At 65.7% G+C, this 13,287-nt stretch carries 10 protein-coding genes; 7 read left to right on the top strand and 3 right to left on the bottom strand.

Annotated features, from left to right (window positions below):
- The first annotated feature begins 109 nt into the window (after positions 1 to 109).
- The 5 genes from C7C56_RS04560 (at position 110) to C7C56_RS04540 (ending at position 5,383) form a co-directional block, all read left to right on the top strand.
- Positions 110 to 979 carry an AAA family ATPase gene (locus tag C7C56_RS04560; protein ID WP_106756303.1) on the top strand — a complete coding sequence of 290 codons (870 nt, stop codon included), beginning with the start codon at positions 110 to 112 and terminating at the stop codon, positions 977 to 979.
- Positions 979 to 1,560, top strand: coding sequence for a GNAT family N-acetyltransferase (locus C7C56_RS04555; protein ID WP_106756302.1), 582 nt, complete (start codon positions 979 to 981; stop codon positions 1,558 to 1,560). Before C7C56_RS04560 ends, C7C56_RS04555 begins: the two co-directional genes overlap by 1 nt.
- 1 nt (position 1,561) lies before the next feature.
- On the top strand, positions 1,562 to 2,731 hold the full coding sequence (locus C7C56_RS04550; protein ID WP_106756301.1) for a vWA domain-containing protein: 1,170 nt from the start codon (positions 1,562 to 1,564) through the stop codon (positions 2,729 to 2,731).
- A 350-nt stretch (positions 2,732 to 3,081) separates the two neighbouring features.
- A complete protein-coding gene (locus C7C56_RS04545; RefSeq protein ID WP_106756300.1) occupies positions 3,082 to 4,260 on the top strand; it encodes a cation:proton antiporter in 1,179 nt (392 codons plus the stop codon).
- A 1-nt stretch (position 4,261) separates the two neighbouring features.
- Positions 4,262 to 5,383, top strand: a complete 1,122-nt coding sequence (locus tag C7C56_RS04540; RefSeq protein WP_106756299.1) for a YbdK family carboxylate-amine ligase — start codon at positions 4,262 to 4,264, stop codon at positions 5,381 to 5,383.
- A gap of 523 nt (positions 5,384 to 5,906) precedes the next feature.
- Here C7C56_RS04540 and C7C56_RS04535 read toward each other — a convergent pair.
- Entirely contained in the window at positions 5,907 to 6,959 is a 1,053-nt protein-coding gene (locus C7C56_RS04535) for a gamma-glutamyl-gamma-aminobutyrate hydrolase family protein (protein WP_229458121.1), read from the bottom strand.
- Positions 6,960 to 7,040: 81 nt separating this feature from the next.
- On the bottom strand, positions 7,041 to 7,868 hold the full coding sequence (locus C7C56_RS04530) for a response regulator (protein ID WP_106756298.1): 828 nt from the start codon (positions 7,866 to 7,868) through the stop codon (positions 7,041 to 7,043).
- Between the two features lie 279 nt (positions 7,869 to 8,147).
- Here C7C56_RS04530 and C7C56_RS04525 point away from each other — a divergent pair, with 279 nt between their 5' ends.
- Entirely contained in the window at positions 8,148 to 10,145 is a 1,998-nt protein-coding gene (locus C7C56_RS04525) for a DNA topoisomerase IV subunit B (RefSeq protein WP_106756297.1), read from the top strand.
- Between the two features lie 42 nt (positions 10,146 to 10,187).
- The gene (parC, locus tag C7C56_RS04520) at positions 10,188 to 12,509 is read left to right on the top strand and encodes a DNA topoisomerase IV subunit A (RefSeq protein ID WP_106756296.1); all 2,322 of its coding nucleotides are present in this window, start codon (positions 10,188 to 10,190) and stop codon (positions 12,507 to 12,509) included.
- Positions 12,510 to 12,627: 118 nt separating this feature from the next.
- On the opposite strand, the gene C7C56_RS04515 is transcribed toward parC, so the two are convergent.
- Positions 12,628 to 13,287, bottom strand: a 660-nt coding sequence (locus C7C56_RS04515) for a choice-of-anchor Q domain-containing protein (protein ID WP_219933105.1), incomplete at its 5' end; no start/stop codon positions are given.

Genomic DNA, 13,287 nt, shown 5'->3' with positions numbered 1-13,287 from the left:
GTCGCAGCGGGAATTTACCGTGGTTGCCGGCCGGCCCTTTTGGACCCCGCCGGCCCGCGCGGGTGACTTGATTTATACTCGCAGCAATTACATTCACCGGCCAAACGCTATGACCGCAAGCAAAACCTCCACCGCGCACCGCTTCCAGGGATCGGACAGCTATGTCGCCACGGCCGACCTGAAGCTGGCCGTCAACGCCGCCCTGACCTTGCAGCGTCCGCTGCTCATCAAAGGCGAGCCCGGCACCGGCAAGACCATGCTGGCCGAGGAGGTCGCCGCCGCGCTCGGCATGCCGCTGATGCAATGGCACATCAAATCGACCACCAAGGCGCAGCAGGGCCTGTATGAATACGACGCCGTCTCGCGCCTGCGCGACTCCCAGCTCGGCGACGAGCGCGTGCGCGACATCCACAACTACATCGTCAAGGGCGTGCTGTGGCAGGCGTTCACGGCGCCCGAGCCGGTGGTGCTGCTCATCGACGAGATCGACAAGGCCGACATCGAGTTCCCGAACGACCTGCTGCGCGAACTCGACCGGATGGAATTCTATGTCTACGAGACACGCGAGATGGTCAGCGCCGCGCACCGCCCGCTCGTGATCATCACCTCCAACAACGAGAAGGAACTGCCGGACGCGTTCCTGCGCCGCTGCTTCTTCCACTACATCAAGTTCCCGGGCAAGGACACGATGGAGCAGATCGTCAAGGTCCACTTCCCGACCCTGAAGCGCGATCTGCTGGCGCAGGCGCTGCAAAGCTTTTACGAGGTGCGCGACGTGCCGGGCCTGAAGAAAAAGCCGTCGACCTCGGAATTGCTCGACTGGCTCAAGCTGCTGCTGGCCGAGGACATCGGCCCGGAAATGCTGCGCAGCAAAGACGCGAAAAGCATCGTGCCGCCGCTGCACGGCGCCCTGCTCAAGAACGAGCAGGACGTGCACCTGTTCGAACGCCTGATCGCCATGTCGCGGACCAACCGCTGATGATCGTCGCCGCCCCCACCGTCCTGCGTTGCAACGGGGTGCGCCTCGAGCCTCTGGCACCGGCGCACGCGGACGGCTTGCGCGCGGCCGCGACGGACGGCCGGTTGTGGAAATTGCGCGTCACCTCGGTGCCCGAGCCGCGGGACGTCGAACAATACATCGCCGCCGCGCTGGCGACGCCGAACCGGCTCGCCTTCGCGGTCGTCGACGAGGCCGGCGGCGCCGTCATGGGCACCACCAGCTACCACGACATCGTGGCGCCGATCGACCGGCTCGAAATCGGCTGGGCCTGGTACGCCAAAAGCCGCCAGCGCAGCCACGTCAACACCAGTTGCAAGATCGCCCTGCTGACGCACGCGTTCGAAACACTCGGCTGCGCCGTGGTCGGCCTGCGCACCGACAATTTCAACTTCGCCTCGCAGGCGGCGATCGAACGGCTCGGCGCCAAGAGGGACGGCGTGATCCGCCACAGCCACCAGCGGCGCGACGGCACCGTGCGCGACACCGTGATGTACAGCATCGTGCGCGGCGAGTGGCCCGAGATCAAGGCACAACTGCACTACAAGCTGCAAAGGGACTGACGTGCTGATCGACTTCTTTTTCACGCTCAAGGACGCCCGGATTCCGGTCACGATCAAGGAATTCCTGACCCTGCTCGAGGCCATGGACCGCGACGTGATCGCGCCGTCGATGGACGACTTCTATTACCTCGCGCGCCTGACGCTGGTCAAGGACGAGGCCAACTTCGACAAGTTCGACCGCGCCTTCGCCCAGTACTTCAAGGGCATCAACGCCGCCTTCGAGACCAACGGCGTGATCCCGCTCGACTGGCTGGTCAAGCGCATGGAGCGCGAACTGTCGGACGAGCAACGCGCCGCGCTCGAGAAATTCGGCTACGACAAGCTCATGGACCGCCTCAAGGAGTTGCTCAAGGAACAGAAGGAGCGCCACGAGGGCGGCGGCAAGTGGATCGGCACGGGCGGCACCTCGCCGTTTGGCAACGGCGGCACCAACCCGGAGGGCATCCGGATTGGTGGCGAGGGCGGCAAGCGCAGCGCCGTCAAGGTCTGGGAGCAACGCGCCTACAGGGATTACGACGCCGAGCGCGAGCTGGGCACGCGCAACATCAAGGTCGCGCTGCGGCGCCTGCGCAAGTTCGCGCGCGAAGGGATCGACGAGGAGCTCGCGCTCGACGCCACCATCCGCGCCACCGCCAGCAACGCCGGCTGGCTCGACATCAAGATGCAGCCCGAGCGCAAGAACAAGATCAAGGTGCTCATGTTGCTCGACGTGGGCGGCTCGATGGACGACCACATCGCGCGCACCGAGGAACTGTTCTCGGCCGCCAAGACCGAATTCAAGAACATGGAGTTCTTTTATTTCCACAACTGCGTCTACGACTACGTGTGGAAGAACAACCGGCGGCGCCATGCCGAGCGCTTCCCGACCTGGGACATCCTGCGCAAGTATCCGGCCGACACCAAGCTGATCTTCGTGGGCGACGCCACCATGAGCCCGTACGAGGTGTTGCAGCCGGGCGGCTCGGTCGAGTACAACAACGAGGAGGCGGGCGCGGCATGGCTGGCGCGCTTTTGCAACGCGTTTCCGAAGTTCATCTGGCTCAACCCCGAGCCCGAAGGCGTGTGGCAATACCGGCAATCGATCGACGTCATCCGCCGCATCATGAACAACCGAATGTTCCCCCTGACCATCGACGGCCTCGAGCGCGCAATGCGCCTGCTGAGCAAGTAAAAATCAAAAGTAGGGTCAGAGTCGAATTGTTTGAAATGTTTCCAACAATTTGACTCCGACCCTAATTTCTTCGTCGCCATCGACGGACTAGAGCGCCCAGTGCGCGTGCTGACCAACTAAACCCCCGCCTTATAAATATATAAATAGGGTCAGAGTCGAATTGATTGAAATATTTCAAACAATTCGACTCTGACCCTATTTTTTTGTTTCAAAAAATTCGACTCTGACCCTACTTTTTTGGTTGCCGGCGCCGCCTTTTTGTTTGCGGCGCTCGGGGTCGTGCGCGCGGCCGCTTCTTGTAGAATCGCCCTTCGCCCGGAACGCTTTGTAGCGCCAACGAAAGCCCGACCATGCCCGATTTGCTCTCGATCCTGACCGGCCTCGCCTGGCCCTTCGCCATCGTCGTCGCCTGGCTCGCCGGCGAGTTCGGCAGCCGCTGGACCGGCTTGCCGCGCATTAGCTTTTACGGCCTCGTCGGCTTCGCCCTCGCCAGCAACCAGGTCGGCGTGCTGCCGCCCATGAGCGCCGGGCCGGTGCTGGCACTGGCCGACGTCGCCTTCGGCCTCATCCTGTTCGAACTGGGCTACCGCATCAACCTGCGCTGGCTGCGCACCAACCCCTGGCTCGGCGTGGCCGGCATCGTCGAATCGGCCAGCACCTTCGCCGCCGTGTATTTGGTCGCCACCGCCTTCGGCGCCGCCGTGATGTCGGCCCTCATGCTGGCCTCGCTCGCGATGTCGACCTCGCCCGCCGCCGTGGTGCGGGTGGTCAACGAGATGCGCGGCTCCGGCCAGGTCACCGAGCGCGTGCTGCACCTGACGGCGCTCAACTGCGTGCTGTCGGTGTTCACGTTTAACATCGTGGTCGGCTTCTGGATCTTCCACAGCTCGGCCGACCTCGGCGGCGCCGCCGTCAACAGCCTCGTCGCGCTGCTCAAGTCGGGCGTGGTCGGCGCCATCTTCGGGGTCGCCGTGCCGGCCCTGCTGCGCCACCTTGGCAAAAGCAGCACCGACGCCACCGTCGCCTTCGCGCTGGCCGTCATTTTGCTCGTCTCGGTCACCTACGCCACCCGGCTCTCGCCGGTGGTGGCCACGCTCGCGTTCGGGCTTGCCGCGCGGCATGGGCGGATCGCCTTCCCCCAGGCCCAGCGCAATTTCGGCGCGCTCGGCGAGTTGCTCACCGTGTTGCTGTTCGTGTTCGCCGCCTCCAACCTCGACTGGGCCGCGGTGGTCGCCGGCGCACTGCTCGCGCTGGCCGTGGTCGGCGCGCGCCTGTTCACCAAGACGCTCGGGGTGGCGCTGTTTTCGCATCTGAGCGGGATTTCGTGGCGCAAGGGCGCGCTGACCGGGTTGGCGCTGGCGCCCGCCTCGGTGTTCATCGTGTTGCTGCTCGAACATGCGCGGCTGGCCGGGGTCGATGTGCTCGAAGAATTGCGCGCGATGGCCGCGGTCATCTTGCTGCTCGAGGTGGCGGGCCCGATCATCGTCCAGCGCGCACTGCTCTGGGCCAGCGAAGCCCGGGAGGCCTGAGATGCCGCTCGCCCCTTTCGCCCACTCGCAGGCGCTCAGCTTTGGCGTCGAGCTCGAGTTGCAACTCGTCAGTTTGTCGGACTTCGACCTGACCGCCGCCAGCCCGGACCTGCTGCACCTGCTCTCGCTCAAGCCCTTCCCCGGCAACGTGACGCCCGAGATCGCCGAGAGCATGATCGAGATTAATTCGAGCGTGCACACCGGCCACGGGCCGCTGTTGGCCGAGCTCGACGAGATCCGCAACATCCTGGTGGCGGCCGGCGACAAGCTCAACATCGGCCTGTGCGGCGGCGGCACCCATCCGTTCCAGCACTGGTCGGAGCAAAAGATTTATCCCAAGCCGCGCTTCCAGGAGCTGTCGAGCCTGTATGGCTACCTGGCCAAGCAGTTCACGGTGTTCGGCCAGCATGTGCACATCGGCTGCGCCTCGGGCGACGACGCGCTGTTCCTGCTCCATTCGCTCAACCGTTACATCGCACACTTCATCGCGCTGTCGGCCTCGTCGCCGTTCGTGCAGGGGCACGACAGCCTGTTCGATTCGGCGCGCCTCAATTCGGTGTTCGCGTTTCCGATGAGCGGGCGGGCGCCGTTCACACTGTCGTGGGACGACTTCGCCAACGTCTATTTCGCCAAGATGGAGCGCACCGGGATCATCCGCAGCATGAAGGATTTTTACTGGGATCTGCGGCCCAAGCCCGAGTACGGCACGATCGAGTTGCGCGTGTGCGACACGCCGCTGACAATCGAGCGCGCCGCGGCGCTGGCGGGCTATCTGCAGGCGCTGTGCCGCCACCTGCTCGAGCGGCGCGAGGAGAGCCCGCTCGAGGACGACTATTTGGTCTACAACTACAACCGCTTCCAGGCCTGCCGCTTCGGCCTAGACGGCAACATCACCCATCCGAAGACCTACGAGACGATGTCGTTGCGCGATGACATCATGGCGACCCTGCGCAAGATCGCGCCGCACGGGGAGGCGCTGGGCAGCCTGGCCGCACTCGAGCATTTGTCGGCGGCGGTGAACGACGCGAGCGACGCGACGTATTTGCGGCGCCAGTTCGCGCAAGATGGCAGCGTCGAGGGGATGGTCGATGCGGCGATCAGCCGTTTCCGGAGTCAGCGCTAGGTTTGCGCTGTCGGACAGGATAGGGTTCGGTACTCTCCCCCCGCTCCGTTCTTGTCGGCGAGAAATCGCTGAGCCTCGATCAGCTTTGCATTTCTAAGGTTGAAGAGAAGGTTTACGCTTGAGAAAAACGGCCGGTCCGGGCTGTAGCCCGCATCAAAGACTTGAATGTTAATGTAGGGCGGTAAACTCGACCTATCGTGATACCAGGAACCGCAGACTTTTATGCCTCCAGGCCCGGCAGTAAGCAGGTGCCGGGCCAGACACTTTGGCAAGGTGGTGGTATGGGTGCCGATATGAAGCGTCAAAACGGCATTTTCAGTCCCGAGGCCACTTACTTTCAGCGTCGTTCGGCCAAATTGCGCTGGAACGTCTGGTATGTTTCCATCCCTATCCATTGGGAGGAGCCGGTCGCTATGCGCGAAGGCCGCCCCGGACACGAGCATAAGCATCGCTGTTGCGCCCAGAATTGTTATCATGCTCTTCATGCTCTTACTGGCAGCCTTGAGCGCATCGCTGTTCTTTGTCAGAACCGAGTCTCGCGCGCGCTGCGCAAAAACTCGTCCAGAATCGGCGTGCAGTCGAGCAAATCGACCCCGCCCGCGCGGTGGAATTCGGGATGCCACTGCAGCCCGACCACGAAATCGGCGCGCTGGTAGCGGATCGCCTCGATGATGCCGTCGGATTCCGACACCGCCTCGATCGTGATGTCGCGCCCCAGGTCCCGGACCGCCTGGTGGTGGATCGAATTGACGACCGCGCCAGGCAGCTTCGGGTACATGCGCGCCAGCATCGAGCCCTTCGGGAACGAGACTGCGTGCCGGTGGGCGTCGTAGTCGCTGTTGACGTGCTCGATCGCCTCCGGCACATTGCTCGCCACGTCCTGGTACAGGGTGCCGCCGAAGGCCACGTTGATCAGCTGGCAGCCGCGGCAGATGCCCAGCACCGGCTTGCCGGCGTCGACGAACTCGTGCAGCAGCTCGAGCTCGTACAGGTCGCGCGCGCGGTCGCCGCTCCACTCCGGGCGCGTCGGCTCCTGCGCGTAGGTCTGCGGCGACACGTCGGCCCCGCCCTGCAGCACCAGGCCGTCGAGGTGGCGCGCGTAGTGGCGCAGGGTGATGTTGCTCGGGTGCAGAAGACCGTTTGTATTTACGGTCGGCACCATGAACACGAGCACGTCGCGCGACATGACCCATTGCGCGATCGATTCCTCGAGGTATTGCAGGTTCTTGCTGCGCAGCCCGGTCGAGCCCTCCTCGGGGTGGAAGATGCGGGCCGAGACGCCGATGCGCAGGGTGCGCCGCATGAAGTCGCGTCCAGCCTTGTCGCGCAGCGCGCGCCAGCGCGAGGTGAGCACGCGCCAAGCCAGGCCGAGGGCGGTGTCGTTGGTGCGGTGGTAGGCCGGCATGGCCTCGTCGTCCCCGGCGCCGGGGTCGGCGCGCGCCTGGCGCCGGTCGGGCACGCGCGCGACGGGTGGGTTGGGGTCGTCGGGCGAGGGCGCCGCGCGCCGCTCGCCGACCTGGGCAGCGGTTTTTCCCGCCGGATTGCTGGAAGGTTGTGGATTTTCAGTATCAGGCATTACGCAACTATATCCCCGTTGAGGCGGCGCACGATTCGATGTTGAAACAAAACGCAACCGGCGCCGCCGCGGCGCCGGTCGTCAGGCCGGCAGTGACAACAGCTTCTTGAGCGCGCTGACCATGTGGCGGTCAAGCACCGGCTTGTCGAGCAGGCCGCGCACGCCGGCCGCGCGCGCGCGCACCGAGTCGTAGCCGAAGGCCTGGTTGATCAGGAACACGACGGCGATGCGCGAGCCGTTCGGCAGCGACTTGATGGCCGCGCACACGACATACGGGTCGATGTCCGGGGTCGAGGTGTTGATCAGCACCACCGAGACCGGGGTCTCCTCGCACAGGTGCAGCGCGGCCGCGGCGCTGTCGGTCCACTCGATCGACAGCTTGTGCACCGCGAGCAGGCGCGCCACATGGTCGCGCAGCGCCCCGCCCTTGTCGATGATCAGGATGGCGCCGGACGGGCGCGGACGGCGCCGGCTCTGGTACAGCGCCGGATCGGTGACGTCGAAGTCGAGCCGTTGGCGCCGCCGCCGCTCGGGGCGCAGCGCCAAGCCGCGGTCGCGGATGCGCTGCAGCGCGGCCATATGGTGTTCGGCCAGGTCGGTCAGCATCGAGCACAGGCGCGCCGGCTCGAGCGGGCGCGCGATCTGGGCGCACGGGAAGGCCATTTCGACCGGGCCGACGATCAGCGCCAGTTCGCCCGCCTCGGGCTCGATGTCGACCAGCGCCGCCAACGCCCGCAGGTCTTCGCCGTTGACCACGTACAGGTCGGGGTCTTGCAGGCTGTCCTCGACCAGGCAGGTGAAGGCCGGCCCGCCCGGTGGCGCCTCGCCGAGCATGGCGGCGATCTGCGCTTCCTCGTCGGGCTGGAAGCCGAGCAGTCGTATGGCGAGAAGATACTTTTTTACACGCATTTGAAAGCAGACAAGTAAATGATGAAGGGACAGGGTCCGATGCTCGAATCTAACCATAAAAGGGTTAACTGGCAAGGGCCCATGCATCATACCCGATCCGTTGCCCAAAAGACCGCCTGCTGCCCCCCTCCAGCCCGTTGAAGGGACCGAAAACGACGCTTTTTCGCCCCCGCCGGGGCCGGTTTGGCGCCAAAGTTAGGCCGGCGCCGTTCCGACAAGATAGAATGCGCGGGCATCCGCACAAACGCTCCCGAACACCCAATCTAAGCCCGACCAAGCATGGCCACAAAAAAACCCGTCTCCGACTACAGCGAATCATCCATCCGGGTCCTGAAGGGACTCGAACCCGTCAAACAGCGCCCGGGCATGTACACCCGGACCGAAAATCCCCTGCACATCATCCAGGAGGTGATCGACAACGCCTCCGATGAGGCGCTCGGCGGGCACTGCATGCACATCGGCGTGACCATCAACGTCGACGGCTCGGTCACGATCGAGGACGACGGCCGCGGCATCCCGGTCGGCCTGCATCCCGAGGAGAACGTGCCGACCGTCGAAATCGTGTTCACCCGGCTGCACGCGGGCGGCAAGTTCGACAAGGGCTCGGGCGGCGCCTACGCGTTCTCGGGCGGCCTGCACGGGGTCGGCGTCTCGGTCACCAACGCGCTCTCGTCGCGCCTCGAGATCACGGTCTGGCGCAAGGAGGAGAACGGCAACGGCCTGCACAGGATGGCGTTCGCCGACGGCGACGTGATCGAGCCGCTGGTGTCGGTGCCGGCCCCGCGCGACGGCAAAAAGAGCGGCACCCGCGTCACCGCCTGGCCCAACCCGAAGTATTTCGACACCCCCGCGATCTCGCTGACCGAGATGGCCCGCCTGCTGCGCTCCAAAGCCGTGCTGCTGCCGGGCGTGACGGTCACCCTGACCATCGCCAAGACCGGCGACACCACGACCTGGAAGTACGACGAGGGCCTGCGCGGCTACCTCAACGAGATGCTGGCGCAGGGCTCGAGCGGCGAGACCCTGATCCCGGTGTTCGAGGGCGCCCAGTACTCGAGCGGCGAGTCGGACGGCTTCGCCGAGGGCGAGGGCGCGGCCTGGGTGGTGGCCTGGACCGAGGAGGGCGGCGTGGTGCGCGAGTCCTACGTCAACCTGATCCCGACCTCCAACGGCGGCACCCACGAGTCGGGCCTGCGCGAGGGCCTGTACGGCGCCGTCAAAAACTTCGTCGAGATGCACTCCCTGCTGCCCAAGGGCGTCAAGCTGCTGCCCGAGGACGTGTTCGCGCGCGTCTCGTTCGTGCTATCGGCCAAGGTGCTCGACCCGCAGTTCCAGGGCCAGATCAAGGAGCGCCTCAATTCGCGCGACGCCGTCAAGCTGGTGTCGAGCTTCACCAAGCCGCCGCTCGAGTTGTGGCTCAACCAGCACGTCGACTACGGCCGCAAGCTGGCCGAGCTGGTCATCAAGCAGGCCCAGTCGCGCCTGCGCTCGCTGCAAAAGGTCGAGAAGAAGAAGTCCTCGGGCGTGGCCGTCCTGCCGGGCAAGCTGACCGACTGCGAATCGTCCGACATCACCCGCAACGAGATCTTCCTGGTCGAGGGCGACTCGGCCGGCGGCTCGGCCAAGATGGGGCGCGACAAGGAGTTCCAGGCGATCCTGCCGCTGCGCGGCAAGGTGCTCAACTCCTGGGAGACCGACCGCGACCGCCTGTTCGCCAACAACGAGATCCACGACATCGCCGTCGCGATCGGGGTCGACCCGCACAGCCAGGGCGACGCGCCCGACCTGTCGGGCCTGCGCTACGGCAAAATTTGCATCCTGTCGGACGCCGACGTCGACGGCTCGCACATCCAGGTGCTGCTGCTGACGCTGTTCTTCAAGCACTTCCCCGCCCTGTTCGCGCACGGCCACATCTGCATCGCGCGCCCGCCCCTTTACCGGGTCGACGCGCCGGCGCGCGGCAAGAAGCCGATCCAGAAGCTGTACGCGCTCGACGCCGGGGAACTGATCGCGATCGAGGACAAGCTGCGCAAGGAGGGCGTCAAGGAGGGCGCCTGGGGCATCTCGCGCTTCAAGGGCCTCGGCGAGATGAACGCCGAGCAGCTCTGGGAGACCACCATGAACCCCGACACGCGCCGCCTGCTGCCGGTGTCGCTGGGCGAGTTCGCCCACGGCGACGCCGCCGCGCGCTTCAATATGCTCATGGGCAAAGGCGAGGCGGCGGCGCGCCGCGCCTGGATCGAAGAGCACGGCAACGAGACCGAAGCGGACATTTAAGATGAACGCGACCACCGAACAACGTCAATATTTGCAATAACTATGTCTAGCCAAGCCAATCTGTTTGAACCCCCACCGCCGCCGCCACCGGGCGATGACGAAACACTGACCCTGTCGACCTTCGCCGAGCGCGCCTACCTCGACTACGCGATCTCGGTGGTCAAGGGCCGCGCCCTGCCCGACGTGTGCGACGGGCAGAAGCCGGTGCAGCGCCGCATCCTGTACCAGATGAACGAACTGGGCCTGGCCTCGAACGCCAAGCCGCGCAAGTCGGCCGCCGTGGTCGGCGACGTGATGGGCAAGCTGCACCCGCACGGCGACCAGTCGATCTACGACGCGCTGGTGCGCATGGCCCAGGATTTTTCGCTGCGCTACCCGCTGATCGACGGCCAGGGCAATTTCGGCTCGCGCGACGGCGACGGCGCGGCGGCGATGCGCTACACCGAGGCGCGCCTGAGCCCCATCGCCAGGCTGCTGCTCGACGAGATCGACCAGGGCACGGTCGACTTCCAGTCCAACTACGACGGCCAGCACAAGGAGCCCAAGACGCTGCCGGCGCGGCTGCCGATGGTGCTGCTCAACGGCGCCTCCGGCATCGCGGTCGGCCTGGCCACCGAGATCCCCTCGCACAACCTGGCCGAGGTGGCGCAGGCGGCGGTGGCGATGATCCGCAATCCAAACCTGAGCCACGCCGAACTGATGGCGATCATCCCCGGCCCGGACTTCCCGGGCGGCGGCCAGATCATCACGCCGCCGGGCCTGATCGCCGACATGTACGCGTCCGGGCGCGGCAGCATGAAGGTGCGCGCCTGCTGGAAGATCGAGGAGCTCGCGCGCGGCCAGTGGCAGGCGGTGGTGCACGAATTGCCGCCGGGCGTGTCGTCGCAGAAGGTGCTCGAGGAGATCGAGGAACTGACCAACCCCAAAATCCGGATGGGCAAAAAGGCGCTCTCGCCCGAGCAGCTCACGCTCAAGCAGCTGATCCTCGGCTCGCTCGACACGATCCGCGACGAGTCGGGCCGCAACGCGCCGGTGCGCCTGGTGTTCGAGCCGAAGTCGAAGAACCAGGACCAGGCCGAGTTCATGCTCATGCTGCTGGCCCACACCTCGCTCGAATCGTCGAACTCGATGAACCTGGTGATGATCGGCGGCGACGGCCGCCCGCGCCAAAAGGGCCTGACCGACATCCTGCGCGAGTGGATCGAATACCGCTTTGTCACGGTGCGCCGGCGCACCGAGCACAGGCTGGGCAACGTGAACGACCGCATCCACATCCTCGAGGGGCGCGAGGCGGTCCTGCTCAACATCGACGAGGTGATCCGCATCATCCGCAACGCCGACGAGCCCAAGCCGGAGCTCATGGCGGCCTTCAATCTGTCCGCCATCCAGGCCGAGGACATCCTCGAGATCCGTTTGCGCCAGCTGGCGCGGCTCGAGCACATCAAGATCCAGCAGCAGCTGGCCGAACTGCGCAAGGAAAAAGGCTCGCTGCAGGACATCCTCGACAACCCGTCGACCATGAAGCGCCTGATCATCCGCGAGATCGAGGCCGACGCCAAGCTGTTCGGCGACGCCCGCCGCACCCTGATCGAGGAGGCCCAGCGCGCGGTGGCCGAGCAAAAGGTGGTCGACGAGCCGGTCACGGTCATCATTTCCGAGAAAGGCTGGGTGCGCGCGCGCACCGGCGTCGGGCACGACATCGCCCAGTTCACCTTCAAGGCGGGCGACGCCCTGCACGGCGCCTTCGAATGCCGCACGGTCGACACCCTGCTCGGCTTCGGCGACAACGGCAAGGTCTACTCGGTGCCGGTGGCGGCGCTGCCGGGGGCGCGCGGCGACGGCGTGCCGATCACCACCCTGGTCGACCTGTCGAACGGCGTGCGCGTCCTGCACTACTTCGCGGGCCCGGCCCAGACCACCCTGCTGCTGTCGTCGAGCGCCGGCTTCGGCTTCGCCGCCAAGGCCGGCGACATGGTCAGCCGGCTCAAGGGCGGCAAGGCCTTCATGACGCTCGACGACGGCGCCGCGCCGCTGCCGCCGCGCGTGATCGGCGCCAACGCCAGCGCCGTGGCCTGCCTGTCCGAAAAGGGCCGCCTGCTCGTGTTCGGCCTGGACGAGCTCAAGACGCTGGCCAACGGCGGGCGCGGCGTGACGTTGATGGAGCTCGAGGACAAGGAAAAACTGCTGTCGGCGCAGCCGATCAGCCAGAAGGGCGTGACCGTGCTGGGCACCTGGGCCGGCGCCAAGCCGCGCGAGGTCGATCTGGTCGCCTCTGGACTGGCGCTCCACTTCGGCAAGCGCGCGCGCAAGGGCAAGGCGCTGGTGGCCAAGATCAAGGTGCAGACGCTGCGCCCGATCGGCTGATCTTCGGCGCGCCGCCCGGCGCGCATGGCAAAAAGCCCCGCGCCTTGAACGGCGCGGGGCTTTTTTTCATTCATTGGTCTCGCCCTGAACGCGGCCGTGGCGGCCTGCGGGCTCCGCTTTAGAAGCTTTCCACCGCGCCCACGTCGGCACCCTGGCCGCGCGGACGCGGCGCACCGTACACGTCCACTCCCGGCACGCCCTCGTTGTGCACGCTGTTGACGGCCGGGCTGTTGGGCGCCAGCTGGAATGCGAACGGGCCGCTGGTGGCCGTGAACAGGGGATCGGTCGCCAAACGATTGTTGACGCCGCCCGGTGTCGGCGTGAAGCGGTTGCCGCCAAAGACGATATTGTGGCTGAAGTCGCCATCGCTCGACAGCGTGTACAGGTTCGCCGGCCGGTCAGGACTGGCCACCATGATGTTGTTCCAGACCCGCACGAAGCGGGTGCGCTGCAGCGTGATCTCGCCGTCGCCCGTGATTTTTATCGTGCTGTTGCGGTAGGCGGTGTTGTTGAACACATCGAGGTAATTGGCGTTCAGCGCATGGATGCCGCGCCCGCCGTTGTCGTGCACGATGTTGTTGGCCACCAGCGTCTTCCCGGTGTAGGCGAACTTGTTGAACGAGTCGATGATGGTGCCGTTGCCGTCGGTCGGCTGTTGGAAGCCGAAGCAGTTGCAAGGAAACAGGTTGCGCGCGCCCGTGACCGTATTGTTGGTTGCCACCAGCTTGTAGCCGGTCGTGTTGGCGTCGTAGTTAGTGCCTGAACGGAAACCCCCTGT

The organism is Massilia glaciei (assembly GCF_003011895.2).
Lineage (GTDB): Bacteria > Pseudomonadota > Gammaproteobacteria > Burkholderiales > Burkholderiaceae_D > Telluria_A > Telluria_A glaciei.
This window is presented reverse-complemented; position numbering and strand designations above follow the sequence as displayed.

Bases quoted from the DNA above. Each gene is read 5' to 3' on its own strand.
- C7C56_RS04560 (WP_106756303.1), top strand. From the start codon at position 110: ATGACCGCAAGCAAAACCTCCACCGCGCACCGCTTCCAGGGATCGGAC.
- C7C56_RS04555 (WP_106756302.1), top strand. From the start codon at position 979: ATGATCGTCGCCGCCCCCACCGTCCTGCGTTGCAACGGGGTGCGCCTC.
- C7C56_RS04545 (WP_106756300.1), top strand. From the start codon at position 3,082: ATGCCCGATTTGCTCTCGATCCTGACCGGCCTCGCCTGGCCCTTCGCC.
- C7C56_RS04540 (WP_106756299.1), top strand. From the start codon at position 4,262: ATGCCGCTCGCCCCTTTCGCCCACTCGCAGGCGCTCAGCTTTGGCGTC.
- C7C56_RS04535 (WP_229458121.1), bottom strand. From the start codon at position 6,959: ATGCCTGATACTGAAAATCCACAACCTTCCAGCAATCCGGCGGGAAAA.
- C7C56_RS04530 (WP_106756298.1), bottom strand. From the start codon at position 7,868: ATGCGTGTAAAAAAGTATCTTCTCGCCATACGACTGCTCGGCTTCCAG.
- C7C56_RS04525 (WP_106756297.1), top strand. From the start codon at position 8,148: ATGGCCACAAAAAAACCCGTCTCCGACTACAGCGAATCATCCATCCGG.
- parC (WP_106756296.1), top strand. From the start codon at position 10,188: ATGTCTAGCCAAGCCAATCTGTTTGAACCCCCACCGCCGCCGCCACCG.